Below are 24,912 nucleotides of genomic sequence, written 5' to 3' on the forward strand. Positions count from 1 at the left end.
AAAACACGTCCCTCCAGCGAACTCCATTTAACCGTATCGTTTATAGTAGCACAAACGATTTTTCCACATCAAGGTTTTCATCTCCTATAGTTCCACTCATCGCTTTCATATCGTTCTTTTGCAAGCTGTTGGACTTCCTTTTCTTCCTTCGCTGTTAACGTATAAGGTTCAAGGATTATGTCTAGCCCTTTTTCAAATCCATTTTTAAATGCATGAACGGCTTCTTGCATAGAAACAGGTTTTTCCCTTAACTCATTAATGGCTACAGCTTTCTTTAAGAACTGCTGCTGCATTCGTTCTCGCAATCGCTCCGAGCGATAATGAAACAAATCGAACAGCTTGTCGACGTCAAAATCGAATACGATTGAGCCATGCTGTAAAATGACCCCTTTTTGTCTCGTTTGTGCGCTTCCTGCAATTTTTCTACCTTCTACAACAAGTTCATACCAAGAGGGTGCATCAAAACAAACAGAAGAACGAGGTTTTTTTAACGCGTCTTTTTCTTGCTTACTTTCAGGAACAGAAAAGTAAGCAGAGAGACCCAACTCTTTAAATCCCTCAAGTAAACCGGTAGAAATAACACGGTACGCTTCTGTTACAGATGCAGGCATAGCAGGATGATGCTCTGAGACAATAACACTATACGTTAATTCATGTTCGTGAAGAACGCCTCTTCCTCCAGTCGGACGACGTACAAATCCTAACTTGTTTTCTTTTACTTTTTCCAGGTTAATTTCTTTTTCTACCTGTTGAAAGTAGCCAACAGATAAAGTCGCTGGATTCCAACCATAGAAACGAATGGTTGGAGGAATGGTACCATTACTATGCCAATTTAATAACGCTTCATCTAACGCCATATTGTATGAGGGTGCTTTGTTTCCGGAATAAATGAATCTCCAAATTTCAGTCAACTAAATCGCTTCCTTCTTGTTGTTGAATTCGTTTTGCATACTTACGATTGAAAAACCTACGTCCTATCGATATAATAAAGACAGATGAAACATTGAAGGGGAGTTCGCTAGAATTATGGAATTACAGACGATTATTCTTATTGTGCTTACAGTTGCATTACTTACATTTATCGTTGTTCGGTTACGTACACCAAACTATTTAAAAACACTATCTCAAGATGAGTTTATTAAAGGCTACCGAAAAGCGCAACTTATAGATGTTCGTGAGACACGTGAATTTGACGGAGGTCATATCTTAGGCGCACGAAATATTCCAATGTCTCAGCTTCGTCAGCGTCAAAATGAAATTCGCAAAGATCAACCGGTATATATTTACTGTCAATCAGGTGCACGAAGCAAACAAGCAGCAAAACTGATTAAAAAGAAACGTGGAGCCGAAGATATATCTCATCTAAAAGGCGGCTTTCGAAAGTGGACAGGTAAAGTAAAAAAGAAAAAATAAAGCGAAAAGCAGCTGTTATGCACAGCTGCTTTTTCTTCATTTCTTACTACGAATGCACCGTTTCTCCATGACGTTCATATTTTAAAATCGGTTTTCTCGCTGCCAACGTTTCATCTAGTCGGCTCACTACTGTATGGTGTGGCGCTTCTTGAACCACTTCTGGTGTTTTTTCAGCTTCCACTGCAATTTGAATCATGGCGTCTATAAATGCATCAAGAGTTTCTTTTGACTCTGTCTCTGTCGGCTCAATCATCATACACTCTTCAACATTTAACGGGAAGTAAATAGTTGGAGGATGGTAGCCAAAATCAAGCAATCGTTTCGCTATATCAAGCGTACGAACACCCAGCTTCTTTTGACGTCTTCCAGAGAGCACAAACTCATGTTTACAGTGCTGTGTATATGGTAAATCGTAATAAGGTGCCAATCGTCTCATCATATAGTTCGCGTTTAATACTGCGTATTCAGATACGAGTCTTAATCCTTCTGCCCCCATTGTGCGAATATACGTATATGCACGTAAATTAATGCCGTAGTTTCCATAGTAAGGCTTCACACGGCCAATAGACTGTGGACGTTGGTAATCGAATTCATATTGATCTGCTTTTTTCACTAAAACTGGTTTTGGTAAAAATGGCAACAAGTCTTTCTTTACACCAACAGGGCCTGAACCTGGTCCGCCGCCTCCATGAGGACCAGTAAATGTTTTATGCAAATTTAAGTGAACAACGTCAAAACCCATATCCCCTGGACGAGTAATGCCTAAAATCGCATTTGAATTAGCACCATCATAATAAAGCTTCCCACCCGCTTCATGAATAATGGAAGCCATTTCAACGATATCAGCTTCAAACAATCCAAGTGTATTTGGGTTTGTAAGCATTAACGCTGCCGTTTCTTCATTGACAACTTCACGTAAATGATCTAAATCAACAAGACCAATCTCATTTGTTCGAACTGTTACCGAATCAAATCCTGCTACTGTTGCTGATGCCGGATTTGTACCGTGAGCAGAGTCAGGTACAATCACTTTCGTCCGCTTAAAGTCTCCATTTGCTTCATGATATGCACGAATCATCATGAGTCCTGTCCACTCACCATGAGCACCAGCTGCTGGTTGAAGGGTGACTTCATCCATACCTGTAATTTCTGCAAGTGATGTTTGTAGCTGATACAACATCTTAAGAGAACCTTGGACTTGATACGCAGGCTGGTAAGGGTGTACGTTGCTTAGTCCTGATATTCTCGCTACATCTTCGTTCACTTTTGGATTGTATTTCATGGTGCATGAGCCTAGTGGGTAGAAACCTGAATCTACACCATGGTTTCGTCTTGATAAAGCAGTATAGTGCCTCATAATTTGTAATTCAGATACTTGAGGTAACTCTGGCTCCCGCTCACGCAAAAACTCTTCAGGAATAAGGGAACTTATGTCTTCTTCTATAATATCGAGTTCTGGTAAACTATGTCCGAGTCGCCCTTCTTTGCTTTCTTCAAAGATTAGCGCCATTCCTCCGTTTTGTACTGTCATGCGAACGCCCCCAGTTCTTTTGCAAAGTGATCCAACTCTTCTTTTGAACGTAACTCTGTCACACAAATGAGCATTTGGTTTTCACGGCTTTCATCAACTTCTGCTAAATTAAATCCACCAATAATTCCTTTTTTAAAAAGCGCTTTGTTAACGAGTTCAACTGATTGATTCAGTTCAACGACAAATTCATTGAATGTTGCTCCATACGCTTGAATAGTGACTCCTTGTTGCTGGAGCTGTTTCTTTAAATAGTTTGTTTTTTGTACATTTTGTGTGGCCATTTCTTTTACGCCTTTTTTCCCAATAGCCGTCATTGCTACAGAGGCAGCTAACGCATTTAATGCTTGATTCGAACAAATATTTGACGTTGCTTTATCACGACGAATGTGCTGTTCACGGGCTTGCAACGTTAACACAAAGCCTCGATGGCCGTTTTCATCAACCGTTTGACCAACTAGACGTCCTGGCACTTTACGCATTAATTTTTTTGTTGTAGCAAAATAACCACAATGCGGACCACCAAATTGAGTCGGAATACCAAATGGTTGGGCATCTCCAATGACAATATCTGCCCCGAATTCACCAGGAGGTCTTAATAAACCAAGGGCAAGAGGGTTACTTGAAACAACAAATTGGGCTTTTGTTGAATGAGTGATTTCCTCAATAGCGGCTAGCGGCTCTAAGCTTCCAAAGAAATTCGGGTGTTGAACAATGACACAAGCAACATCATGATCATGAAGCTGTTTTAACGCTTCTACATCCGTTACACCGTCTTTTGTTTCAATTTCTTTCACTTCTAAGTTTTGTCCATACGCGTTTGTTCGTAGTACGTCTCTTGCTTCTGGGTGAACCGATTTTGATACAAGAATCGTTTTCTTTTTTGTATGCCCTGCTGATAACATCGCCGCTTCTGCTAAAGCGGTTGGCCCATCATACATAGATGAATTGGCTAAATCCATACCTGTTAGCTCACAAATCATCGTTTGAAATTCAAAAATTGCTTGTAGTTCACCTTGCGAAATTTCTGGTTGATAAGGCGTATACGCTGTGTAAAATTCTGATCGAGAAATCACATGATCAACAATTGAAGGAATATAATGTTCATAAACACCTGCACCTAAGTACGAAGGAAATTCTTTAATGGATGTATTCTCTTTAGCCAGTTGCTGAAAAAATGATAGCAACTCTGGCTCTTTTAATGCTCGTTCAATTGCTAATGTTCGATTAAAACGTGTATCCCCAGGTATGTCTGATAACAATTCTTCAATTGATTGAACACCAATTGCTTGTAGCATATCTTGTTTATCTTCTTCAGTCATTGGTAGATAACGATGTACTTCCACTCAAAATTCCTCCCTTTATCTTAAACACTGCGTTTATAAAATGGCGTTTTCACTACTTTAGCTAGAATGTTTTTACCACGAATATGAACGGTTACTTCAGTATCTAATGCGGAAAAGTCGGCATCTAGTAAGACGAGTCCAACATTTTTTCCTAAAGTCGGTGATTGTGTTCCAGACGTTACAACCCCGATCTTCTTATCCTCTTTATAGACCTCATAACCATGTCTAGGTATACCTCTTCCAATCATTTCAATTCCAACTAGTTTCCGAGTTGGGCCTTCCGTTTTTTGCGCTTTTAATGCCTTTTGACCGATAAACGGAGTCGCTTTATCTACTTTAACTGCAAAACCGATGCCAGCTTCAATTGGGGAAATTTCACGATTCAGTTCTTGACCGTATAGTGCCAATTTCGCTTCAAATCGTAAAGTATCTCTTGCCCCTAATCCACACGGAAGCAGACCGAACGGTTCTCCTGCTTTTAAAATCTTGTTCCAAAGCCCAGGTGCATCAGTGTGAGAAACATACAGTTCAAAACCGTCTTCTCCTGTATAGCCTGTTCTTGAAAGAAAGGTCGGTACCCCTCCAAGGGATACACCTTCTCGGAAACGAAATGGTTTGATGTTCGTAATCGTCGTTTCTGTGAGTGTTTGTAAAATGTTCACCGCTTTAGGCCCTTGAACAGCGAGTAGCGCCGTTTCTTTCGACACGTTGTTCAAGCTTACATCCCCTTGAATGTGCTCTTGAATCCAAGCAATATCCGACTCAATATTAGCAGCATTCAGAACAAGTACATACGCATCCTCCGAGCGACGATAAACGATTAAATCATCTACCGTCCCCCCGCTTTCTGTGCACATTGCATGGTACTGGGCCTGACCATCTTCCATCTTTGAAAGATCATTTGTCAAAAGTCTTTGTAAATTACTTAGCGCATCTGGTCCCTCTACTTCTAATTCACCCATGTGTGATACATCAAATAGTCCAGCTGACCCGCGAACCGCAAAGTGCTCTGCTTTAATTCCACTAAACGAAACGGGCATTTCCCAACCACCAAAATCAACTGTTTTTGCAAGATTTTGATATTCTTCAAATAAAGGTGTTCGTTGTAACGTCATATGTACCCCTCCTCTAAGTTCTTGACCGATAAAAAAAGGACAAAGCAAACACAACGGTGTTTGCTCTGTCCTTTGAACCAGAAAGTTTCATTCAGATGGTTCTTAGTCTGAATTGTCTTCGTAGGTGGCTTGCTCATCAAGCGCTCTCCAGAGATGCGTCCAGTAAAAGTCTTTTTTGCCTGAGAGATTCACATATGTTTGCTCCTTCGGCGCTATGCTTATGAATCACATAGTCTCTCCCTTTACTATCATCCGCTTTATTCAATTCGCTTATCGTTTAAAAAGCTGGAATTCGTCCATACTAAAAAGAGTCTGTTAACACTTTTAATCCTACCAACGGACAAATAAATAAGCAACAGATTTTTCGCAAATTCAGCATATTTTTTCTTAATATAAAGGATGTGAACCCGTTGGATATTAACATTAATTTCGATAAAGACTGGAATGTTCGGTTTTTAGAGAAGATCGATCAAGATGGTCCTTGGTCAGACTTTGAAACCTATAAACTTGCTTTTGAAGCGCAGCAACATTTACAAATACCAGAATTTAGCGGACTTGTGGCACCACGATACCTCCCGCAGCTTGAGCCTTATCAACACCAAATTGAAGCGGCAGAAACCGTTATTGAAGAGATGCATGGAAAAGCCATTCTTGCTGACGAAGTAGGATTAGGTAAGACTATTGAAGCAGGCCTTGTTTTAAAGGAATACATGATCCGTGGTCTAGTGAAGAAAGCCCTTATTTTAGTACCTGCTTCCCTTGTTTCTCAGTGGGCAAATGAGCTTAATTCAAAGTTCTTTATTCCAGCTATTCCACAAAAAAAAGCATATGTGTGGGAACAATGCGATGTAGTTGTTGCCTCCATTGATACAGCTAAACGGGCACCCCACCGTGACATTGTCTTAGATCAACCATATGACATGGTCATTATTGATGAAGCACATAAATTAAAAAATCCTAAAACAAAAAACTATGAATTTATCCGATTGCTAAAAAAGAAGTACTGTTTGCTTTTAACAGCGACTCCTGTTCAAAACAAGCTTGAGGAAATCTTTAATTTAGTTTCCTTGCTTAAGCCTGGACATCTAGGGAACATTGAAAGTTTTGATAAAGCCTTTCGCTCTGATAAACGGTCAGCTAAAAATGATGAACAACTGCGTTCCCTTGTTCAAAAAGTAATGGTACGTAACAGACGCGAGGATACAGGTATTGAATGGACAAAGCGCGTTGTTCAAACAATCCCTATTGATTTTAGTGCGAGTGAACGCCAGTTCTATGAAAAACTAGAACAAAGTAAAGGGGCACTGAATCACTTTACTTTACTAACCTTAAAGCGAGAATTGTGCTCAAGTCGAGAAGCGGTGTTTATGACGTTAAAAAATACGATTGAAAAAGCCCAAGAAAATGGAAATGACCCTAGTTATGCAGTCAACCTTCTAAACGAAGCGGCTACAATTGAGGGCCATGCGAAAGCAGAAAAAGCGTTAGAGCTAATTAAAACAATAAAGGATAAAGTCATCATTTTTACAGAGTATCGTGCAACACAACTCTATTTGCAATGGTTTTTTAAACAACATCACATTACATCTGTACCATTTCGAGGGGGATTTAAACGTGGAAAAAAAGATTGGATGCGTGAGCTCTTTAAAAACCATGCTCAAGTATTAATTGCAACTGAAGCAGGTGGGGAAGGGATTAACTTGCAATTTTGTCACCACATTATTAACTATGACCTTCCATGGAATCCGATGCGTATTGAACAACGAATTGGACGCTTGCATCGCTTAGGGCAGCAACATGATGTACAAATTTATAATTTCGCTGTTCAAGATACTGTTGAACAGAAAATATTAGACTTGTTATACGATAAAATTCATTTATTTGAATCTGTTATCGGTCAACTAGATGATATTCTTGCCAAGATTGAACTACCGAATTTAGATGAACATGTCAATAATATTATTGAACACTCTTCCTCAGACGGTGAAATGAAAATCAAATTCGATCACCTCGCTGCCGTGATTAACGAAGCTCAAGAAGAATTAAAGTCAGAAAACGAGGAGAAAGAGGACCATGAATCAGCTTGATATTCACAGCTATTTGAAGCGCTATTTTCTTACACATGATAGTACGCTAGTGGAAGAATCCCCGGCTCATTTAACGGTTAAACTATCCATTAAACTCGATAAAGCTCTAATGAACCGTCCTTTTTATTGGCATTACCAAGAGAAAATCGGTTCTGAACCGAATCCGATGACAATCACGCTCATTACAGATCAAAATCGTTGTCCAGAAGACCTTCAAGGAGAAGTTATTCATTTCGGTTCCCCCCGTTTATCTCAGATTTTTGATTCGGCTAATGAGCTCGGTTCTTTTATACGCATGTACGAAACGAAGTCAAACGTTACAGCAGGCTCGCACCCTCTGCACCCTTGGCTTTCCATCAATGCTAAGCTGTCGTTTCAGTGTGATCGAAAAAAGGACATTCTTCTGTCACTCGGTCTAAATTTAATTCACGGACAAATCGTTCCTCAATTTTTTGAAAAGGTGCAGCAGCTTACTTTAACGCCTAAAATTCCTGATTATTGCTTTACTCTTTCTCCCCTTATTAAGGTAGAGTCTGGCATCACGCGACTTCAAAAAGTGATGAAAACGTATATTGAAAACGAACCAACGGAGTGGGCATTAGCGGCTAAGAAGCGTTGGACTTATGACGAAGCCTTATTGGAATCCTTTTATGAAGGCATAGAAGATAAGCCAGACAGTTACTTTGCTGAAAAAGAAGCATTACGGGAGCGGTATGAGCCTCATATTAACATTTCGATTGTAAATGGAGGCATTTTTTACCTCCATCAACAACTGTTCCAACATTAAAAACCAAGCTACTTATGCAGCTTGGTTTTTATTTTCACCCTATTCTAATGGAACTCCTCCACCACGAACAATATAGGCATAGATTGTTGCGATTGAAAAGAAACCAAAAACAAGTACAGATACTCCACTAAAGCCTACCGCAAAAAAGTTTTTTCGCTTTAAACTAACGATGGCACCTGCAAAAGAAAAAATTGCTACTAATAATGCTAAACCTGCAAAAACCATGTGCTTTTCCTCCAGTATGTATTTGATTTTATTGTACTCGTTTTCATAGCGTTTGTCGAGGGCTCTTCTTTTCCTAATAAGGAGTGCTATGATACACTTTACTTCATAAGTAAAGGAGGTTTCATATGTTTAAACAAATCCCATTAGGTCCCATTCAAACGAATGCTTACGTACTGTATAACGACGATAAAGAAGCCGTCATCTTCGACCCAGGCGGGGATGCTGAAGCACTTATAACTTGGTTGAAACGTGAACAGCTTACGCCACTTGCGATCTTACTCACACATGCACACTTTGACCACATTGGTGCGGTAGATGCGGTTCGAGACACCTTTTCCATACCTGTATACTTACATACGAAAGAACGCCATTGGTTAGAGGACCCTGCCCTAAATGGTTCCTCACGCCTGACAGGACGGCCAATAACAACTGCGAAGCCTGCAGATCATTTACTTACAAACGAGAAGTCATTAACAATAGGCACCTTTACGTTTTCTGTTTTCCACACACCTGGACACTCACCTGGAAGTGTCTCCTATTATTATCAAAAAGAAGCCGTTTTATTTTCAGGTGATGTTTTATTCCAGCAAAGTATCGGTCGTACAGATCTTCGTGGAGGCGACCACACTTTATTATTAGCAAGCATTCATAATAAGATACTACCTTTACCCGAACGAACAATTGTTGCATCTGGGCATGGCCCTCTTACGACAATCGGTCAAGAAATGGATCACAACCCGTTTCTCACAGGGTATTAAAAGAAACCGCTGCTTACTCACGTTAAGCGGCGGTTTACTGTATGTATATATTAGTGCCCAAAGCTCGGTACATTGATAAAAAGAGCGTAGTATGTAAAACCTACAAAAAACACCGTACAATAGCCTGCAAAAATATACACATATACACGTTCAGACAGCTTTAGGTAGCCAAGCGCAATTAAAATAAATGTTTGCGCAAAAAACAGGAGAGACATATTATACATATTGCCAATGTAAAATAAAACTGCAAAAATTCCTGTCCAAAAACCTAGGCCTCGATACATGCGATCCATCATGTCTACCCCTCCTCTTCTTAAACGGCTGTCCTACCCATTATATACGAGAATATGATTTTTTGTAAATGCTTACTTCCGTTTAAGCTGCCTTTTCAAGACTGAAAGTGCAAATGGGGCCATGCCAAATGCCCAATGAGAAAGAGGATCTCGTTCCTTCTTCTTTTGCTCACGTTTTTCCGTACGCTCCGATTTCGGTTGATCGATTTTTTTTACGGCTTCCTGGGTTGCAAATTTTAATAAATCTTGGAAAGACATATTCTCACCTCCCCTTTAGTCTTCCCAAGATCCTTTAATCGTATGCTAGTCCCCTTCTTTATAATGAAGCATCTCACCTGATGGACTTACTGTAAAGGTAGCGACTCGTTCTTTCCCATTACGAAGCGTTGCTTTGAGCTTATACGTACCTTCACTGTCTTCTAAGCGCTCTCCTAAAACATCTCCAATTGGAAGTCGTATAAAAAAATCATGTTCATGGTTCGTCACCGCTTTTTGAACGCCGATGTGCAGTAAATTTTCAAGGTGCATAAGATTTTTTTGGTTGTGTAAATAAGCTTGTTCACGGTGATAATAGTCCACTTGCCATAAAAGATAAAGTGTTAGCAGAAGCAGAAAAAAGAGGGTTGGCAAAAAGACCATCCCCTCATCTGAATGTTTGATAAGCATGCACCCACTCTTTCGTCGAAACAAACAGCCTTTCAAACTGTTGACCCGTTTCAAGTGTAATGGAACAATGTAGCTGCCCATAAAACTGGTGATCAGATAACGGCGGTGCGCAATGAAAAGTGGCTACATCGTCTAATAAGATCACTAAACCTTTTTTATCTTTAAAGCGCTGTATTCTTGACTCCATCCTTAACTCATACGAAATGACTGCACCATCAATAATGATTTCTAATGCTTGATTCTGCCACCTTATCATGTCCGCTTCTTTAACGTCTTGATTAATATGATTTAAAAAGCGAATCACATCACCATTGCTATAGTGAACATCCGTCTGGATGAGCAGAAAAAGGTTGGTGAATAGCAAAATGATAAAGCTAACGATACTTAAACCAATTAACTGTTCAACGTACGTAAATCCTTCATGGTTGTGCCAACGCATAGACACATAGCCATTCTTGTTTTTTTACATAGCCTTTTGCACACCTCTCTACAATGGCCTTATCTTCAGTTGGGAGCCAACCTTCTGTATGCGGTAATTGTAAGCGTTTCTCTTCTAGCTCGTATAGGAGCGTTAATTCCTCGACAACAGCTTGCCGCTTCTCCATTATCCATAAACAAGTTGGCAACAGCGTAAGACCCATTATACTTACGAGCAGGAGTGCAGCAATAGCATCCATCAAGATAAATCCTTCATTGTTGCCGATAAACAATATGCCCCTTTCCGATTTGGACTGTAAATCGTACGTGAAAATGTTCCGTACGTACATCCCAAGAGCCTGACTTACGCGGATGTCCATTCGCCAAAAAAGAGACATCCTCTAGCTTGATCGTCACAGGTTCAATTTCTACATTAGTTGGATAGACAACACGACGCTTTTCTTTTTGATCGACAAATAAAATGAGGGTATTGTCTTCAAAACGTACAGTTGCCACTTTCCCTTCTGTCATTGCTACATGTTGTGCATACACTAGATCATGCTTAAATTGTTCAATGGTTTGTTTTTGGATCGTCTTGTCTTGTGATTGGAAATAGAATATAGGAAGGGATAGAAATAGTGAAAGTAAAAGGAGTGTAAAAAGTAATTCGATGAGCGTGAAACCTTCATTCGTTTTCAATAACAACTTGTCTTCCATTTAAAACTAGTTTTTTGCCAGATGCACAGGTAATGTGATCAACATACTTTTCAGCTACTAACACATCTAGAGAAGCAGGAAGGTTTCCATGCTCCACTTCATATGCACCAACTTGAGTTTGGACGAGCTTCTTCGTGGCATCACAGCTTTTTCCACCAGCCATATCTGTGTTCTTACTCATATTCGGAAGTGCGATAAGTAGCAATACAGAAATAATCATTAAGACAACAAGCATTTCAATTAATGTAAATCCTTCGTCTTTCTTCATTGCTTTTTTCATAGATCACCTCATCATTCGTGTACGTATGAATCCTTTTCCTCCTTTCTTTTAAACTTATGAACTTAATTAGACAAAAACTTCCATACTCCTGCTAAATTTTCAACTTTTTTTATTCAGGAATTTGTTATACTAAAAGGGAGCTTGTACGAGAGGATTTTCTATGTGAAATTTATTTTATTACGTTTAATTCGATTTTATCGCAACTATATCTCTGTTGCACTGCCACCTAGATGTCGATTTTATCCTACCTGTTCTCAATATGGGTTAACTGCTATTGAACAACATGGTGCAATCAAAGGAAGCTACTTAACCATTAAACGGTTATTAAAATGCCATCCTTTTCATCCAGGTGGATTTGATGAAGTACCGGTTCCTAAAATCAAGAAAAAAGACAACGACAGTTAGCTGTCGTTGTCTTTTTTCTTATATGCGGGTGAAGGGACTTGAACCCCCACGTCATAAAGACACTAGATCCTAAGTCTAGCGCGTCTGCCAATTCCGCCACACCCGCGCATTAATGGCGGAGAAGGAGGGATTTGAACCCTCGCGCCGCTTACACGACCTACACCCTTAGCAGGGGCGCCCCTTCAGCCACTTGGGTACTTCTCCGTAATCTATAAGGGATGGGCCTGAGTGGACTCGAACCACCGACCTCACGCTTATCAGGCGTGCGCTCTAACCAGCTGAGCTACAGGCCCCTTTTGTTCACAAAATAAAAAAGCGGGTGATGAGAATCGAACTCACATCATCAGCTTGGAAGGCTGAGGTTTTACCACTAAACTACACCCGCATGGTAATATTATTATAAAAGAGCGGAAGACGAGATTCGAACTCGCGACCCCCACCTTGGCAAGGTGGTGTTCTACCACTGAACTACTTCCGCATATAAATGGCTGGGCTACCTGGGATCGAACCAGGGAATGACGGAATCAAAATCCGTTGCCTTACCGCTTGGCTATAGCCCAAAATTGGTTGCGGGGGGCGGATTTGAACCACCGACCTTCGGGTTATGAGCCCGACGAGCTACCAGACTGCTCCACCCCGCGTCGTTATCATGCATTTGGACAATGCTTATTCAGAAAGGAATAAACTAAATATGGCGGAGGAAGAGGGATTCGAACCCCCGCGGGCTTTAACACCCCTGTCGGTTTTCAAGACCGATCCCTTCAGCCGGACTTGGGTATTCCTCCGTATAAAGTGGAGCCTAGCGGGATCGAACCGCTGACCTCCTGCGTGCAAAGCAGGCGCTCTCCCAGCTGAGCTAAGGCCCCATAAAGTTAATCTTATGTAAGTCGTACGCAATTACCTTAGCGACATTTAATAATATAGCATATTAAAATGATGAGCACAAGACTTTATTAAAAAATTTTTTTGGAAACTCTTTCGTCTCTTTATTTTACCTATTAAAGAAACCTCATGCAAGTTTCTCCTACATGAGATTAAACATTTCATACATTGGCAGCATGATAATTAAAAATAAAAAGAATATAAAACTACCGATAAAAAGAAATAATAGCGGCTGTATAGCCTGCAATCCTCTTTCTATTTTTTGGTCAAGTTCTTCAAGTATCCAATTACTAAAAAATTGCAAATCAGACGCTAATGTACCTGTTCGACTTCCATTCTCAACGATAATGCGTAGTTCGTGCAAATAATATGGCTGTGTTTCTAAATAAGCGGAAAGGCTATAGCCTTCCTTTAAATAATGATTCATTTGATTCGCTTCATCTTTGAAAAAAGGCATGTATGATTGTTTCTCAAAAATAAAAATGGCTTCATGAATTGACATCCCAGTTTGTAACAGTTTTCCTAGTTGCAATGAGAAGTAAAATGTAATGATTTGTTTGAGCATTGCGTTAGTTGGCTTCCATTTTAATAACAAACGTACTTTTTCATGTGGCGTTTTATTTTGCAGATGTCTTCTAACAACAGCGTACACCATCATGGTAAAAATAAGGAGGCCAGCTAAAAAAATTGGAAGGTTTGATAAGAAAGCAAAGAAATAATTAATAAATGGTGGAATTGTTTGATTCATCGTTAAAAACAGTGACTGAAAATGAGGGACAATATAGAGATTTAATAAAACGAGGGCGACGATAGCTCCAAATAGTAAAATGAGGGGATAACGTATTAATTTCTGAAGTTGTAGACTCGTTTTTAACCGTTTTTGATAAAGCTTACTTGCTTCTATTAACCCTTCTGCAACCTTCCCCTGCTCTTCATAAAAGAAAATATACGATTGAACATCAATAGGAAGGTCCATATCGTTTAAGCTTGAAGAAAGAGGTTCTCCATTTGTTAACTTTTGCTCTATGAGTTGAATGATGCGTTGTGTTTCTGTTGTTGACTGAACAGATAAAAAAGTTAGAGCCTGTTCGGTACTATATCCACATTGCAATAGTTCTCCTAATTTCTTAATAAAGGAGATTTTCATTAATTTTGTCATACGTTTACGTTTTTTTATCATCAGCTACCTCATCCGACTTAAACGAACGCATGTCTCATCATCAATCATACCTATCGCCCAAGCTTTTTTTGTGACGGTTAAAAACGGAGCTTGAAGCTGCACTCCATCCATGGCATCCTTTAACTCCTTTCCTATTAGCCAGTCAAACATAGCGATTCGATTGCCTCCCTCCTTTTGTGTAACAAGCTTTTGATAAAGAATCGCTTGGATACAAGAAAGACTACTCTCAATCCCTAAATCCTTTAATCTTTCCAACGTTGAAAATGAATTTGTCACATGAAGGCTAGCAATCACAACATGACCAGTATTGGCTGCTTGGACAGCTATAGCGGCAGTTATTGGATCTCGAATCTCACCAATAACAATAATATCTGGATCATGCCTTAAAATAGCCCGTAACGCATGTTCAAAAGATAGGCCACCCCTTGTCTGAATTTCTACTTGGGTCATGCCTTCGATCCGATGTTCAATAGGATCTTCTACAGAAATAATTCGATAGCGTTGTTTTTCAATAAGTTGCTTGATGATGGAATAGATGGTTGTGGTTTTCCCTGAACCTGTTGAACCGGTTATTAGAACTAAGCCAGGTGTCGCATGTAATAGCTGTTTAAAATAATGTTTGTCTTTTTTGAAAGGAGAAAGCGTTTGTAGTGGTTGGAGGCTCGCGCTGTTCAAAATCCGAATGGCGATACTTTCAAGAGGGGCTGTAGGAAGAGTTGAAATTCTCATTGCAATAGACGTTTTGTTCCATTTGTATTCAAATGCCTTACTCTGTGAGTGCCGTCGTTCACTAATGTCCATTCCAACAACGTATTTAAGATGATTCGAAAGTTTTTGAGATTCTTCAATATGAATACGTTGAACAAATGTCAATTTGCCTGTTAATCGATAATAGACGTAATAGCCGTCGTTGCTAGGACTAAGGTGAACATCCGACGCTCCTGCTTTTAGTGCCTGTATAAGTAGCGCATCACTAATAAACATATTTGTCTGTATATCCATTCTAAACTCCTTTCTGCTGTAGTGCTTTATTTATTCAACAGTTCTTTCTTCAATCCCTGCTTCACCTTCTTTTTTTTCGATGTCTTGCTGTTTTTGTTTTTGGGATGGTTTCTGCTGGTTGTTTTCGAATCCACTTTAGGAACTTTCTTAGTTTCTCATCTTGTTTTAAATGAAGAATCGTTGTTAAGCGTGAAGCGAGTTCTTTATTTGTATAAAGCGCATGGATTTGTTTATGGCAAGGAATACAAAGATTCGCTGTTTCTGCAAACGTCCCTCCTTCATCCTTTGGTAGTAAATGGTGAATGGTTGTAGCGACATTTTCTCGCTCACACAATTCACAGCAGCCGCGTTTCTTAATCACCCTTATCTCCTCCTTTATCTTTATATTGAAGTCTACCCTTTTCATTGGTACGATAAAAGCTTGAAAGGAGCTCTCATGCATACGGCACGATATATGAATCAAACCATTACTATAAACACACTTGAACGATCTGAGTGGAATAAACTGTACTTAGCTAGTAAGCAAGGTAAACTGACTTGCATTCACTGTGAAGTTCCTTTACGCATGGCATTATCCATTCACGAAAAACCGAGCTTTATTCACCCTGATCCAATAGATGAAGCTTGTTATACAGAGACTAATTCAACGATGTCTGTTCAGAAAGTCCAATCACAACCAAGAGAGTTTTCAGGCTTTCGTTTACCAACAAATAGTCAGATTGAAAAGGAACCAACAAAAGAAACTAAGTGGAAAGAGCCAGAACCTTTAGTGGTCCGTCATCGCTTTCAGGAGCCGAAACCATTGAATAGTCAGTTCGATCCTTACCGCCGCTCTCTTGAAGGTACATCGCTCTCGTTTAATGAAGAGCAGTGGCGTAGCATAAAAAAAACAGACGGTCCTTTGCTTATTCTTGCAGGAGCAGGTAGCGGAAAAACACGTGTCATAACAGCAAGAGCTGCGTATATGATAACAGAGCTTGGCATTCCGCTTAACCGCATAGCTCTTGTTACCTTTACATCGAAAGCAGCACAAGAAATGAAAGAACGAATGCTGCTTTATCCTGGTATTACGAAGGAAATGGGTGAACGACTGCTTATTCGGACGTTTCATAGCTTGTTTTTACAAATGCTTAAACACCATCAAAGCGAGCAATGGCACCACTCACGATTAATTCAATCTCCTCATTATCTTGTGAAACAAATAGGCATGACACTTGGACTTGATGAAAATGAATTTGCATACGATTCAGCAGTGACACAAATTAGTTTTTGGAAGAATCATATGATCGCTCCTGAACAGGTAAAAACGAAAACCGCTTTTGAGGAAAAAGTCAAAACGCTTTACCAAGAATACGAACAACAAAAGCAGGTTCAGCACTATTATGATTTTGACGACATTTTATTAGGTTGTTTAGCCCTTTTACAAGAGAACCCAGCGTTACTAGAAAAATACCAAGAACGATTTTCTTACCTATCTGTTGACGAATTTCAAGATATTAATTTACTTCAATTTGAAATCGTACGTTTGCTTTCTCAAAAGAACGATAACCTTTGTGTCGTTGGTGATGACGACCAATCCATCTATGCCTTTCGTGGAAGTGATCCATCCTTTATCCAGTCGTTTCAATCGTATTATCCATCAGCAATGATTGTGACGCTAGAAGATAATTACCGTTCAACTCATGAAATTATTGGGACCGCCAATACCGTTATACAAAAAAACCAACAACGATTATCCAAAACCTTACGAGCTCAAGTTACAAAGGTGGACAACACACCAACAATCTTTTATCCCTATAATGAGGAAGAAGAAGCATCCATCATTGTTGAAGAGATTACCTCTACTTTGGCAACTGGTCAATCTATTGAGCAAATTGCCGTTCTTTTTCGCACTAGCGCTGGTGCTCGTGCGCTAACAGAGCGTCTCATTGAAGCTGATATTCCCTTTCAGTTAGATCAAACTGCAGGGACGTTTTATGATAAGCCCATTGTTCAGAAAGCACTTGCTTTTTTAAGACTTGCTCTTTATGAGGATCATGATGAAGCGGCTCCTTATGCTTTACAAGCTTTATTCTTAAAACAAGACAAGCACCTTGAATTAATCGCTATTAAACAAAAACGAGCTTGTACATTATTAGAAGCATTCCCTTTTTTAACAGGTACCCAACCGTTCCAAAGAAAAAAATTGCAACAGCTACCAAGGTTATGTAAAAACTTAACGACTCTCTCTCCTATTCAAGCGCTTGAAAGTATTGAGCAAGACATTGGTTTCAAAGATACACTAAAGAAACAAGCCCAAGAAGGAAATCAGCTCGACAAAGGAAGCGATTCATTCCGACAATTAAAAGCATTGGCAAGGCAACACGACACTGTAGCTTCCTTTCTCCATTATATTGACTGTATGACGGTTAAGATAAAAGATCACAAATACCGCCCCCGCTCTCCCGGTGTCCAATTATTAACAATTCATCGCGCAAAAGGGTTAGAGTTTGAACATGTCTTTATAATCGGCTGTGTGGATCGTTCTCTTCCTCACGATTACGCCTTAGATGCTTTGAAAGAAGGAGATGAAGCACCTTTACAAGAAGAACGCCGCTTGTTGTATGTAGCAATGACACGAGCAAAATCACGTCTCTATCTTTCTTCTCCTCTTTATTATTTCGAGAATAGAAGCTTTACGTCTCGTTTTCTGCTTCCTGTATTAAAAAACCGCTCACAATCGTGAGCGGTTTTTTCCTTTGGACTAGTACAACCTTCCCTCCTCATAAATTGATAAAGGAGAAAAAATGAAGGGTAGGGAATAAGATGAAGCGACAAACTAGCATTATTATATTAACGTACAATCAGTGGTCTTTAACGAAGCTGTGCTTAGATAGTTTGTTTGAGCACACTGATCAGTCTATGATTGAAATAATCGTAATTGATAATGGATCCACTGACGAAACGAAAAGCCATTTAGAAAAAGAAGAACGAATTACATTTATTGCAAATGACCATAATAAAGGATTTGCAGGAGCATGCAACCAAGGTGCCGCCCTAGCAAAAGGAAACGAGCTACTCTTTCTAAACAATGATACTATTGTTACCTCACAATGGCTCACTCGTATGCAACAAACACTTGACTCGGACCGCCATATTGATTTAGTTGGACCGGTTAGCAACTACGTGAGTGGAGAACAGCTAATTCAAGATCCATATCATTCTCTTGAAGACATTGATGCGTACGCTAAGAAAAGACACGACCTATACGATAATCAAAAGAAATACGTCATGCGGCTAGTTGGCTTTTGTCTACTTGTCCGCAAAGCAGTATTTGATCAAATTGGTGGATTTGATGAACAGTTTGCCATTGGCTCCTTCGAAGATGATGATTTTTGTTTACGCGCTATTCAATCTGGATCTCGTTTAGCGATTGCCCTTGATGCCCATGTGCATCACCACGGTCATGCTACGTTTACTGGTAGCCCAGAAATTAATTTTAATCAAACTTACGCAGAAAATTACGCACGCTATGTAAAAAAATGGGGCACCGACCTCTCTTATTTTATGCATGGCAGACCAGAACTTGTTCAAGTTGTTCCTCAAGACGCAAAGCGTATTTTAGATATTGGATGCGGTGCAGGCGCAACAGGGCTGCAGTTACTAAATCGTCAGCAATGTCAACTCGTTGGCGTAGAAGGAAATGAAAAGATGGCACAGATTGCTCGTAGTTACTATGAGTCAGTCTATACCATCAACATTGATGAAACAATCCCGCCACTGAAAGCAGAATCCTTTGACGTACTTCTATTTGCCGACGTTTTAGAACATTTAAAGGACCCTTGGAAAACGGTTCAAGCATACAGCAAGTTTCTAAAGAAAGACGGAGCTATTATTGCGAGTATCCCAAATATTGCACATGCTGAAGCATTAGTCCCACTTTTAACAGGTCGATTTGATTATCGTGATGCTGGTATATTAGATCGCACTCATTTACGCTTCTTCACACCACAAACATTATACACACTGTTTCCGACTGACCAATTCTCGATCCGTCAACAATTTTCCACACACATTCCTGTCGATGCTAAAATAAGTACATTTTTTCACGAGGTTAGTTTACTAGGTAAAAAATTTGATTTAGAGTTAAATGGTTTGTCAGACTTAATCAAAACCTATCAATCAGTCGTTTTGTTTAAGAAGCTGTAGTTGTTCTTTAAAATAAGAACGGTTGTATTCGATTCGACTGTCATTTGGAAGAAACGTTGCTGCCTGTTCATTGTGCTCATTTGCTTTTTCTGTAAACCCAAGCTTGTCGTAACATACCGCTAATTGAAGATTTGGTATCCATGTTTCACATGCGACATTTTGGAAGTAAGCATTCTCTTCTTTATTGCGTATCGCCATTTCATACCAAAATACAGCCTCTGAAAATGCTTGCTTCTCCATAAAGGAGTGACCAATACGACAGCACGTTTCTGGTTTTGGTTTACCATATTCTAATGCTCGAAATGTCCAATCCTTTGCTACTTTCGGCAAGCCTAGGTTGATATAGCAATCAGCTAATTTGTTACAGGAACGAATGAGGTCTTCTGACCACCCTTTATCCGTTTTAATGAACTTCAAATAATACTCAACAGCATCTTCAAACCGACGATGATCTGTTAACTCATTCGCGTAATACAGCAAGTCTCTTGGCGTAAACGCTTGCCCTGATGCTTTCATTCCTTCATATATATCGAGGTTGCGCGTTAAATCATGACCATCATCAGCAGATAAATGGGTGACAGCAATATCACTATGATGCAATTCTCCGAACACTTCTAAATATTCATGAACAGCACCATGCCAAACGAAGCCCCGTTCTTTCTTTACAATTCGAAATCGTCTTATGCTTGATGTAACGCCACCATTCCCATCAAAAGCTAAATGATAATCCATTGATACAGCGTCAACCTTTTCGTCCAGTGTAGACTTTAACTCCTTAAGCTTGTGACGATCCTCTTCTTTTAAAATGTCATCTGCATCTAGCCACATAATGTATGGTTTCGTGGCATAAGAGAACGCTTTGTTTCGAGCTTTAGCAAAGTGGTTTACCCAAGTAAAGTCATACACTTTATCTGTAAACGAAGCAGCAATCTCTTTCGTACGATCAGTAGAACCTGTATCAAGAATAATCACTTCATCTACAACCTCTTTCACACTCGTTAAACAGCGCTCTAACACAGCCTCTTCATTCTTTACAATTAAACATAAACTGATTTCAATCATCCGAAACACCTCCACAGCCCATTTTATGTGTCAGCGTGTTGTGATGTGCCTGTATACACATAAGCTAAAGATGGCTCCCATCGGTCTATCTTAAGGCCACTTTTTTCAACAGTTAAATTTGGGAGGAGCTCGCGCCTTCTCCCCTCATCACTAAAGCCACCTCGAACGGTAGTTTTTGAAAATAAGTAACGAAAGCCAAGAAGCAAATCATGCATTAGTTCATCCTCACATTTATCAAGAAATGGCTGTACATTTACCGCTGGTCCAGCAACCATTGGTATGTTTTCAAGTAAGAGATCCATTTGCATCGTTTCAGGTGTACCAATTTGTTTTGCCTTATTTTTCGGCAAAAGAAACGGCGGCAGTAGTAAGCTCGCTAGCTCTACACTTGCTGTTTGATTTAACATGGTCACTAACCGCTGTCCAGAAAAAAATACCGGCATATCTTCGAGTGACGTAAACAACTTCTCTTGGTCATTGTAAATAAGCGCACTTGGGTGAGCAATTGCTTGTTCAACAAACTGAGCAACATGGTAAATGGTCAAAGGGATAAAACCGTGGTGAAAGAGACAATAATCCCCTCTCGAAAGTCGCTGACCCAGTTCAAATGCTGGTCCCAATTTTTTTATTTGTCGGAGTCGGAGATAAGGTTGTTTCATTTGCTCTAACTGCCAGCATAGTACCGAGCATTCTCCTGCAACGACTGGAATAACTTCTACCGTTTCGTTGCGCTGTAATTGAGCAATCGTCGTAATGAGTGAAGCGTCGTAATGATCATCAATATAGACGACAAAAGAGACGGGCTTTTTCGGTTGGTCTTCCCACCACGCCTCTCTACATTGTTCAAGCTCTTGCTCATCCCACACTACTTGTGTGTCTACAAGATCAAGATCACCGTGATGAACAATGTAATGAAGGGCTTCTAACGTATCCCCTTGCATGCGTTGCATCGCAGTAGAAAGCTGACTGTTTCCTTGTGCTACATGATTCTTTCGAGGTTTATTCATTTTCAAAACATCAATGGTACAAGGGACCGTTATGTTCTTTGTTTTTTGTAACGCCATACTGTTGGCAAGCATTGGATTCACAAGTGCGGAAACGCCTATCTCTTGAAGTACATGATGGCTCATTGCATGTGGGATGGTTAATAGATTTTCTGCTCGAAGGTCTTCTCTTCCTTGAATATGATTTAAAAAGTAACGTCCTGCTGAGATCGTATCTGCTTTATCGAAATGGGTAATCCAATCTATGGAATTGAGACTCACATCTTCCCCATTTTCAATTGCCACGATAAAGGGGACATATTGCTCCGCCTTTATAACAATATCTGCATCTGTAAACAAATAAATATCTGCATTTGCTGCTTCTGCCCCAATTGCTCGACCTACATCATTCCCTAATGGATAATGAAATTGGATGACGGTAGCCCCTTTTTCACTGGCAACAGAAGCCGTCTGATCCTTTGAGCCATTAACAATGACAATCAGTTCATCAGGGTTGAGCCGATTAATTTCATCAAGCACTGCACCTAACGTATCTTCTTCATTCATAGCCGGTACAATAACGGCTAATCGATACTCATGATTCCGCTGCACTGGCAGTTTTTGTTGGGAAGACTTTTTCTTAATACGGTTTTGATTTTTGCGTTGAAAATATTGCATTTCCCTTCTCCCTTTCTCTTTTTTGCATCATGAATCGCCTCTTTCGTACATAGGATGGTAGAAATGCCAGCTGAGAGGACTGAGTAAAATGACACAATCCACTTCACGGCTAACACCCGTACAGCTTCATCAACGCCTCATTCATGCAGAATCAGAAATTGTCCGCTTAAATAAAGAACTCGAACGTTATAAAAATGATTATCACTACAACATGATTGATGAATTGCTTGCAGAAAATAAAGAGCTTCTTGACGAGTGTTCACGATTAAAGGAACAAGCGCCAATGAACGAGAATCAGTCGCAAAAAACAAGCAGTCAAACGGAAAGCATGGAATCGACAGCAACAGTAGAAAAGAAACAGGATGAGCAAAAGGATGAACAACAGCCGTCTCAATCACATGATGAATCCGTCTTCTTTTCAAGCAAAGCCAATTTACCTAATCAACCAGACTCCCTTGAAGACAACAGTCAAGCTAGTTGGTTCACTCGAAGTATAAAAGCGAGATCAAAGAAATAAGCGATAATAATGAATGGTTTCTTTTAGCCCATCCACTAAAGAAACAGAGGCAAAATGACGAAGTATCTTTTCCATCTTATCTGTATAAGGTACACGTTTTTTCATATCTTCAAAGCCACTTTGATATACCTTCTCATATGGAACAAGCTGAATATCTGATTGGCTATTAGTAAGTTGAACGATAGACTGTGCAAGTTGTAAAATCGATATTTCTTTGGAAGACCCTATGTTAATCACTTCACCATTACAATAATCGTCTATTGCACGGCTAGTTGCCTCCACTGTATCTTTCACATATGTGAAACATCTTGTTTGCTTTCCATCGCCATGAACATAAAGGGGCTCATTTCGTAAAGCAGCCGAAATAAAAATGGGAATGACCCCTCCATATAAACCAGACTTTGCCCTCGGACCATACGCATTAAAGTAACGCAAAATCGTTACCGGCAATCCTTTCTTTCCAGCAGCCAAAAACATGTGCTCCTCTAACGCTTTAACTGTTGCATAACACCAACGATGAGTACTTGTTGCTCCTACTAACCGATCTCCATCTTCCCTATAGGGTAGGTCCTCACTTTTTCCGTACACTTCAGAAGTTGATGCAAACACCACTTTCGTTTTCGATTTGATCGCTTTCTCTAGCACGACTTGTGCAGGTATTAAATTTCCTGTGATGATTTCATCTGGTTCCTCTACACAGCGTCGCACACTTAGTGAAGCAGCCAAATGAAACACCACGTCAGCCCACTTCACCCAGTGCTCAGTAACATCAGCATCTTCTACCCGGCTATTTATAAAAAAAAACCGTGTTGAGCGTGCAAATTCCTCTACTAAATCATCATCTCGCACTTGGTCCATGGCGCATACTGTGTGTCCTTCCTGAAGTAGTTTTTCTGTTAAATGAGAACCAATAAACCCCAGTCCTCCTGTGACCAATATGTTCATACGCCCCTCCTATAATTTGTGAATATGTGGCCCTTCGACATTCAGACATTGTTTTGTATCAAAAATGGATTTACTATGCTGAACAATCATGTCGTAGTCAAGATCATCGTGATCGGTCAGGAAAATAACTAGATCAAAGGCAGATAACGTGTCTTTCGCGATCGTAATAGATTGATACGGTTGATCACATAAAGTGTAAACTGGTATGAACGGATCGTGGTAAGCCAAATGAGCGCCTGCTTGAATAAGCCGCTCCGCCACTACAATTGATTTAGACTCTCTCGTATCCCTTATATTCTTTTTGTAAGAAAGACCAATTAATAAGATAGACGCGTCTTCCACAGAGTGAAGCAAGGAGCGAATCCGCTTGATAATATAATCCGGCTGTTCATCATTAACTACTTTAGCTAAATCAATAAACCGTGTTGTTGCTCCAGCTTGATTGACTTTCCATTTAAAATAAAGGGGATCAACTGGGATACAATGCCCCCCTATACCTGGGCCCGGGCGGTACGCGGAAGACCCATATGGCTTCGTATCAGCAGCAACTAAGACTTCTTCAACGTCGATATCTAATTCATAACAGGCCCGTGCCATTTCATTAACAAACGATAGATTAATAAACCGCTGAGTATTTTCAAACATTTTTACTGCCTCTGCCACTCTTGTTGAACTAACAGGAACGAGCTCTTTAAATACGGTTTCATAAACACGTTTCACTTTCTGCAAGCATTCAGAAGTCATTCCACTAATTATTTTTGGGACATCTGTTAAATGAAATTGTTTATTACCTGGATCGATTCGCTCTGGTGAATAACCAACAAAAAACGTTTTTCCAACAAGAAATCCTTCTCTTTCAATAATAGGAACGATAATTTCTTCTGTTGTTCCCGGGAACGTAGAACTTTCTAATATAAGAAGCTGTCCTTGTTGCAAATGTGGCGCTAATTGTTTTAAAGCGGTTTGTACATAACACAAATTAGGGGTTCCCGTACTTGCTAATGGTGTAGGAACACATAATACAATTACCGTCGCCTGTTGTGCCTCTTCACACCGAACTGTTGCGGTAAAGGAGCGGTTCATTAATGCCGTAATGGTTTCATCTTCAATTTCGTTTATATACGAGCGATGTTGGTGTAAGTCATCTACTTTCCCTTGATCATGATCAATTCCAATGACGTGATGCCCTCTCAGACTACATTCAATCGCTAAAGGTAGCCCAACATACCCTAAGCCAACAATGGCTATCTTCTGTTTCTCCATGTCACACAAACCTCTCTTATTTGTCTTTCTGTACATTTGCCTAATGCGTTACACTATTCACCGTAAAAGCAAAATGTTCAGTAAAGCCGTTTTTTCAGCAAAAAAACTTTTATGAAAGAGCACGAACAAACCGGTGAACGGAGAGCTTACAACCTAAATAAGAAGCAAAAAACCG

At 39.9% G+C, this 24,912-nt stretch carries 27 protein-coding genes, 9 tRNA genes and 1 riboswitch; of the genes, 8 read left to right on the forward strand and 28 right to left on the reverse strand.

Translation table 11 applies throughout. The annotated features are described in order from the left end of the window. Nucleotides 1-77: 77 nt before the first annotated feature. A complete protein-coding gene (locus E2L03_RS02905) occupies nucleotides 78-857 on the reverse strand; it encodes an octanoyltransferase LipM (protein WP_134258720.1) in 780 nt (259 codons plus the stop codon). Between the two features lie 169 nt (nucleotides 858-1,026). Between E2L03_RS02905 and E2L03_RS02910 the strand changes: the two genes are divergently transcribed. Beyond that, complete coding sequence (locus E2L03_RS02910) at nucleotides 1,027-1,413, forward strand: rhodanese-like domain-containing protein (protein ID WP_035395727.1); 387 nt, start codon at nucleotides 1,027-1,029, stop codon at nucleotides 1,411-1,413. 46 nt (nucleotides 1,414-1,459) lie between these two features. Here E2L03_RS02910 and gcvPB read toward each other — a convergent pair whose 3' ends face one another. The 3 genes from gcvPB to gcvT are packed head-to-tail and all read right to left on the reverse strand — an operon-like array spanning nucleotide 1,460 to nucleotide 5,402. Beyond that, on the reverse strand, nucleotides 1,460-2,944 hold the full coding sequence (gene gcvPB, locus E2L03_RS02915) for an aminomethyl-transferring glycine dehydrogenase subunit GcvPB (protein WP_124742281.1): 1,485 nt from the start codon (nucleotides 2,942-2,944) through the stop codon (nucleotides 1,460-1,462). Next, nucleotides 2,941-4,287 (reverse strand): aminomethyl-transferring glycine dehydrogenase subunit GcvPA, encoded by a 1,347-nt coding sequence (gene gcvPA, locus E2L03_RS02920; RefSeq protein ID WP_276324709.1) that lies wholly within the window; start codon nucleotides 4,285-4,287, stop codon nucleotides 2,941-2,943. The genes gcvPB and gcvPA overlap by 4 nt, the downstream gene beginning before the upstream one ends. A gap of 20 nt (nucleotides 4,288-4,307) precedes the next feature. After that, nucleotides 4,308-5,402: a glycine cleavage system aminomethyltransferase GcvT gene (gene gcvT, locus E2L03_RS02925; protein ID WP_134258544.1), complete on the reverse strand. Its 1,095-nt coding sequence runs from the start codon at nucleotides 5,400-5,402 to the stop codon at nucleotides 4,308-4,310. A gap of 156 nt (nucleotides 5,403-5,558) precedes the next feature. Further along, nucleotides 5,559-5,654, reverse strand: a riboswitch (glycine riboswitch). A 158-nt stretch (nucleotides 5,655-5,812) separates the two neighbouring features. Between gcvT and E2L03_RS02930 the strand changes: the two genes are divergently transcribed. Both E2L03_RS02930 and E2L03_RS02935 read left to right on the forward strand, forming a co-directional pair. Then, nucleotides 5,813-7,489, forward strand: a complete 1,677-nt coding sequence (locus tag E2L03_RS02930) for a DEAD/DEAH box helicase (RefSeq protein WP_038481322.1) — start codon at nucleotides 5,813-5,815, stop codon at nucleotides 7,487-7,489. Beyond that, the gene (locus tag E2L03_RS02935) at nucleotides 7,476-8,276 is read left to right on the forward strand and encodes a YqhG family protein (protein WP_038481325.1); all 801 of its coding nucleotides are present in this window, start codon (nucleotides 7,476-7,478) and stop codon (nucleotides 8,274-8,276) included. The genes E2L03_RS02930 and E2L03_RS02935 overlap by 14 nt, the downstream gene beginning before the upstream one ends. Nucleotides 8,277-8,315: 39 nt before the next feature. On the opposite strand, the gene E2L03_RS02940 is transcribed toward E2L03_RS02935, so the two are convergent. Further along, entirely contained in the window at nucleotides 8,316-8,501 is a 186-nt protein-coding gene (locus E2L03_RS02940; protein WP_038481328.1) for a DUF2759 family protein, read from the reverse strand. Nucleotides 8,502-8,626: 125 nt separating this feature from the next. On the opposite strand from E2L03_RS02940, the gene E2L03_RS02945 reads away from it, so the two are divergent. Further along, a complete protein-coding gene (locus E2L03_RS02945; RefSeq protein WP_038481330.1) occupies nucleotides 8,627-9,259 on the forward strand; it encodes an MBL fold metallo-hydrolase in 633 nt (210 codons plus the stop codon). A gap of 50 nt (nucleotides 9,260-9,309) precedes the next feature. Here the strand turns inward: E2L03_RS02945 and E2L03_RS02950 are convergent, their stop codons facing one another. The 7 genes from E2L03_RS02950 to comGC form a co-directional block, all read right to left on the reverse strand. Further along, nucleotides 9,310-9,552, reverse strand: a complete 243-nt coding sequence (locus E2L03_RS02950) for a DUF2626 domain-containing protein (RefSeq protein ID WP_038485837.1) — start codon at nucleotides 9,550-9,552, stop codon at nucleotides 9,310-9,312. A 72-nt stretch (nucleotides 9,553-9,624) separates the two neighbouring features. Continuing rightward, nucleotides 9,625-9,810: a YqzE family protein gene (locus E2L03_RS02955; protein ID WP_134258545.1), complete on the reverse strand. Its 186-nt coding sequence runs from the start codon at nucleotides 9,808-9,810 to the stop codon at nucleotides 9,625-9,627. Nucleotides 9,811-9,855: 45 nt separating this feature from the next. Further along, entirely contained in the window at nucleotides 9,856-10,218 is a 363-nt protein-coding gene (locus E2L03_RS02960; RefSeq protein WP_038481336.1) for a hypothetical protein, read from the reverse strand. Further along, on the reverse strand, nucleotides 10,196-10,657 hold the full coding sequence (locus E2L03_RS02965) for a hypothetical protein (RefSeq protein WP_055736345.1): 462 nt from the start codon (nucleotides 10,655-10,657) through the stop codon (nucleotides 10,196-10,198). Before E2L03_RS02965 ends, E2L03_RS02960 begins: the two co-directional genes overlap by 23 nt. After that, entirely contained in the window at nucleotides 10,638-10,928 is a 291-nt protein-coding gene (locus E2L03_RS02970; RefSeq protein WP_134258546.1) for a hypothetical protein, read from the reverse strand. Before E2L03_RS02970 ends, E2L03_RS02965 begins: the two co-directional genes overlap by 20 nt. Further along, nucleotides 10,909-11,334, reverse strand: coding sequence for a competence type IV pilus minor pilin ComGD (gene comGD / locus E2L03_RS02975; protein ID WP_160319288.1), 426 nt, complete (start codon nucleotides 11,332-11,334; stop codon nucleotides 10,909-10,911). The genes E2L03_RS02970 and comGD overlap by 20 nt, the downstream gene beginning before the upstream one ends. Beyond that, nucleotides 11,321-11,632: a competence type IV pilus major pilin ComGC gene (gene comGC / locus E2L03_RS02980; RefSeq protein WP_134258547.1), complete on the reverse strand. Its 312-nt coding sequence runs from the start codon at nucleotides 11,630-11,632 to the stop codon at nucleotides 11,321-11,323. The genes comGD and comGC overlap by 14 nt, the downstream gene beginning before the upstream one ends. Nucleotides 11,633-11,794: 162 nt before the next feature. Here comGC and yidD point away from each other — a divergent pair, with 162 nt between their 5' ends. Beyond that, nucleotides 11,795-12,037 carry a membrane protein insertion efficiency factor YidD gene (gene yidD / locus E2L03_RS02985; RefSeq protein ID WP_038481351.1) on the forward strand — a complete coding sequence of 81 codons (243 nt, stop codon included), beginning with the start codon at nucleotides 11,795-11,797 and terminating at the stop codon, nucleotides 12,035-12,037. A gap of 23 nt (nucleotides 12,038-12,060) precedes the next feature. Here yidD and E2L03_RS02990 read toward each other — a convergent pair. From E2L03_RS02990 to hlpB, 12 genes are all read right to left on the reverse strand, one after another. After that, a tRNA-Leu gene (locus E2L03_RS02990) sits at nucleotides 12,061-12,143 on the reverse strand. A 7-nt stretch (nucleotides 12,144-12,150) separates the two neighbouring features. Then, nucleotides 12,151-12,241, reverse strand: a tRNA-Ser gene (locus tag E2L03_RS02995). Between the two features lie 15 nt (nucleotides 12,242-12,256). Then, nucleotides 12,257-12,330 (reverse strand) — tRNA-Ile (locus tag E2L03_RS03000). Nucleotides 12,331-12,351: 21 nt separating this feature from the next. Then, nucleotides 12,352-12,422: transfer RNA gene (locus tag E2L03_RS03005), tRNA-Gly, on the reverse strand. 21 nt (nucleotides 12,423-12,443) lie between these two features. Then, nucleotides 12,444-12,515: transfer RNA gene (locus E2L03_RS03010), tRNA-Gly, on the reverse strand. A gap of 7 nt (nucleotides 12,516-12,522) precedes the next feature. Continuing rightward, nucleotides 12,523-12,597 (reverse strand) — tRNA-Gln (locus E2L03_RS03015). A gap of 4 nt (nucleotides 12,598-12,601) precedes the next feature. Next, nucleotides 12,602-12,678: transfer RNA gene (locus E2L03_RS03020), tRNA-Met, on the reverse strand. Between the two features lie 51 nt (nucleotides 12,679-12,729). Further along, nucleotides 12,730-12,822 (reverse strand) — tRNA-Ser (locus tag E2L03_RS03025). Nucleotides 12,823-12,830: 8 nt separating this feature from the next. Continuing rightward, a tRNA-Ala gene (locus E2L03_RS03030) sits at nucleotides 12,831-12,903 on the reverse strand. A 158-nt stretch (nucleotides 12,904-13,061) separates the two neighbouring features. Next, nucleotides 13,062-14,078: a competence type IV pilus assembly protein ComGB gene (gene comGB / locus E2L03_RS03035; RefSeq protein ID WP_208394327.1), complete on the reverse strand. Its 1,017-nt coding sequence runs from the start codon at nucleotides 14,076-14,078 to the stop codon at nucleotides 13,062-13,064. 24 nt (nucleotides 14,079-14,102) lie between these two features. Then, nucleotides 14,103-15,101 (reverse strand): ATPase, T2SS/T4P/T4SS family, encoded by a 999-nt coding sequence (locus tag E2L03_RS03040; RefSeq protein WP_095150444.1) that lies wholly within the window; start codon nucleotides 15,099-15,101, stop codon nucleotides 14,103-14,105. 61 nt (nucleotides 15,102-15,162) lie between these two features. Beyond that, entirely contained in the window at nucleotides 15,163-15,507 is a 345-nt protein-coding gene (gene hlpB, locus E2L03_RS03045; protein ID WP_084167629.1) for an HNH nuclease-like protein HlpB, read from the reverse strand. 30 nt (nucleotides 15,508-15,537) lie between these two features. Here hlpB and E2L03_RS03050 point away from each other — a divergent pair, with 30 nt between their 5' ends. Both E2L03_RS03050 and E2L03_RS03055 read left to right on the forward strand, forming a co-directional pair. Beyond that, complete coding sequence (locus E2L03_RS03050) at nucleotides 15,538-17,826, forward strand: ATP-dependent helicase (RefSeq protein WP_134258549.1); 2,289 nt, start codon at nucleotides 15,538-15,540, stop codon at nucleotides 17,824-17,826. 80 nt (nucleotides 17,827-17,906) lie between these two features. Continuing rightward, nucleotides 17,907-19,289 (forward strand): glycosyltransferase, encoded by a 1,383-nt coding sequence (locus E2L03_RS03055; protein ID WP_134258550.1) that lies wholly within the window; start codon nucleotides 17,907-17,909, stop codon nucleotides 19,287-19,289. Here the strand turns inward: E2L03_RS03055 and E2L03_RS03060 are convergent. Both E2L03_RS03060 and E2L03_RS03065 read right to left on the reverse strand, forming a co-directional pair. Next, complete coding sequence (locus tag E2L03_RS03060; RefSeq protein WP_134258551.1) at nucleotides 19,263-20,351, reverse strand: glycosyltransferase; 1,089 nt, start codon at nucleotides 20,349-20,351, stop codon at nucleotides 19,263-19,265. The two genes, E2L03_RS03055 and E2L03_RS03060, sit on opposite strands and share 27 nt — an antisense overlap. Nucleotides 20,352-20,374: 23 nt before the next feature. Next, nucleotides 20,375-22,012, reverse strand: coding sequence for a glycosyltransferase family 2 protein (locus E2L03_RS03065; RefSeq protein ID WP_134258552.1), 1,638 nt, complete (start codon nucleotides 22,010-22,012; stop codon nucleotides 20,375-20,377). 88 nt (nucleotides 22,013-22,100) lie between these two features. On the opposite strand from E2L03_RS03065, the gene E2L03_RS03070 reads away from it, so the two are divergent. Next, entirely contained in the window at nucleotides 22,101-22,529 is a 429-nt protein-coding gene (locus E2L03_RS03070) for a hypothetical protein (protein WP_095150448.1), read from the forward strand. Here the strand turns inward: E2L03_RS03070 and E2L03_RS03075 are convergent. Together E2L03_RS03075 and E2L03_RS03080 are read right to left on the reverse strand one after the other, a co-directional pair. Beyond that, nucleotides 22,518-23,474, reverse strand: coding sequence for an NAD-dependent epimerase/dehydratase family protein (locus tag E2L03_RS03075; RefSeq protein WP_134258553.1), 957 nt, complete (start codon nucleotides 23,472-23,474; stop codon nucleotides 22,518-22,520). The two genes, E2L03_RS03070 and E2L03_RS03075, sit on opposite strands and share 12 nt — an antisense overlap. Before the next feature lie 9 nt (nucleotides 23,475-23,483). Beyond that, the gene (locus tag E2L03_RS03080) at nucleotides 23,484-24,737 is read right to left on the reverse strand and encodes a nucleotide sugar dehydrogenase (protein ID WP_124742290.1); all 1,254 of its coding nucleotides are present in this window, start codon (nucleotides 24,735-24,737) and stop codon (nucleotides 23,484-23,486) included. Nucleotides 24,738-24,912 lie beyond the last annotated feature (175 nt).

The sequence above is a fragment of the Shouchella oshimensis genome (assembly GCF_004375095.1).
GTDB classification, from domain to species: Bacteria; Bacillota; Bacilli; order Bacillales; family Bacillaceae_D; genus Shouchella; species Shouchella oshimensis.

Excerpts from the sequence above, each read along its gene's own strand:
- E2L03_RS02905 (WP_134258720.1), bottom strand. The coding sequence starts at position 857 with ATGGCGTTAGATGAAGCGTTATTAAATTGGCATAGTAATGGTACCATT.
- E2L03_RS02910 (WP_035395727.1), top strand. The coding sequence starts at position 1,027 with ATGGAATTACAGACGATTATTCTTATTGTGCTTACAGTTGCATTACTT.
- gcvPB (WP_124742281.1), bottom strand. The coding sequence starts at position 2,944 with ATGACAGTACAAAACGGAGGAATGGCGCTAATCTTTGAAGAAAGCAAA.
- gcvT (WP_134258544.1), bottom strand. The coding sequence starts at position 5,402 with ATGACGTTACAACGAACACCTTTATTTGAAGAATATCAAAATCTTGCA.
- E2L03_RS02935 (WP_038481325.1), top strand. The coding sequence starts at position 7,476 with ATGAATCAGCTTGATATTCACAGCTATTTGAAGCGCTATTTTCTTACA.
- E2L03_RS02940 (WP_038481328.1), bottom strand. The coding sequence starts at position 8,501 with ATGGTTTTTGCAGGTTTAGCATTATTAGTAGCAATTTTTTCTTTTGCA.
- E2L03_RS02945 (WP_038481330.1), top strand. The coding sequence starts at position 8,627 with ATGTTTAAACAAATCCCATTAGGTCCCATTCAAACGAATGCTTACGTA.
- E2L03_RS02950 (WP_038485837.1), bottom strand. The coding sequence starts at position 9,552 with ATGGATCGCATGTATCGAGGCCTAGGTTTTTGGACAGGAATTTTTGCA.
- E2L03_RS02955 (WP_134258545.1), bottom strand. The coding sequence starts at position 9,810 with ATGTCTTTCCAAGATTTATTAAAATTTGCAACCCAGGAAGCCGTAAAA.
- E2L03_RS02960 (WP_038481336.1), bottom strand. The coding sequence starts at position 10,218 with ATGCTTATCAAACATTCAGATGAGGGGATGGTCTTTTTGCCAACCCTC.
- E2L03_RS02965 (WP_055736345.1), bottom strand. The coding sequence starts at position 10,657 with ATGCGTTGGCACAACCATGAAGGATTTACGTACGTTGAACAGTTAATT.
- comGC (WP_134258547.1), bottom strand. The coding sequence starts at position 11,632 with ATGAAAAAAGCAATGAAGAAAGACGAAGGATTTACATTAATTGAAATG.
- comGB (WP_208394327.1), bottom strand. The coding sequence starts at position 14,078 with ATGACAAAATTAATGAAAATCTCCTTTATTAAGAAATTAGGAGAACTA.
- E2L03_RS03040 (WP_095150444.1), bottom strand. The coding sequence starts at position 15,101 with ATGGATATACAGACAAATATGTTTATTAGTGATGCGCTACTTATACAG.
- hlpB (WP_084167629.1), bottom strand. The coding sequence starts at position 15,507 with ATGAAAAGGGTAGACTTCAATATAAAGATAAAGGAGGAGATAAGGGTG.
- E2L03_RS03050 (WP_134258549.1), top strand. The coding sequence starts at position 15,538 with ATGCATACGGCACGATATATGAATCAAACCATTACTATAAACACACTT.
- E2L03_RS03055 (WP_134258550.1), top strand. The coding sequence starts at position 17,907 with ATGAAGCGACAAACTAGCATTATTATATTAACGTACAATCAGTGGTCT.
- E2L03_RS03060 (WP_134258551.1), bottom strand. The coding sequence starts at position 20,351 with ATGATTGAAATCAGTTTATGTTTAATTGTAAAGAATGAAGAGGCTGTG.
- E2L03_RS03065 (WP_134258552.1), bottom strand. The coding sequence starts at position 22,012 with ATGCAATATTTTCAACGCAAAAATCAAAACCGTATTAAGAAAAAGTCT.
- E2L03_RS03070 (WP_095150448.1), top strand. The coding sequence starts at position 22,101 with ATGACACAATCCACTTCACGGCTAACACCCGTACAGCTTCATCAACGC.
- E2L03_RS03075 (WP_134258553.1), bottom strand. The coding sequence starts at position 23,474 with ATGAACATATTGGTCACAGGAGGACTGGGGTTTATTGGTTCTCATTTA.
- E2L03_RS03080 (WP_124742290.1), bottom strand. The coding sequence starts at position 24,737 with ATGGAGAAACAGAAGATAGCCATTGTTGGCTTAGGGTATGTTGGGCTA.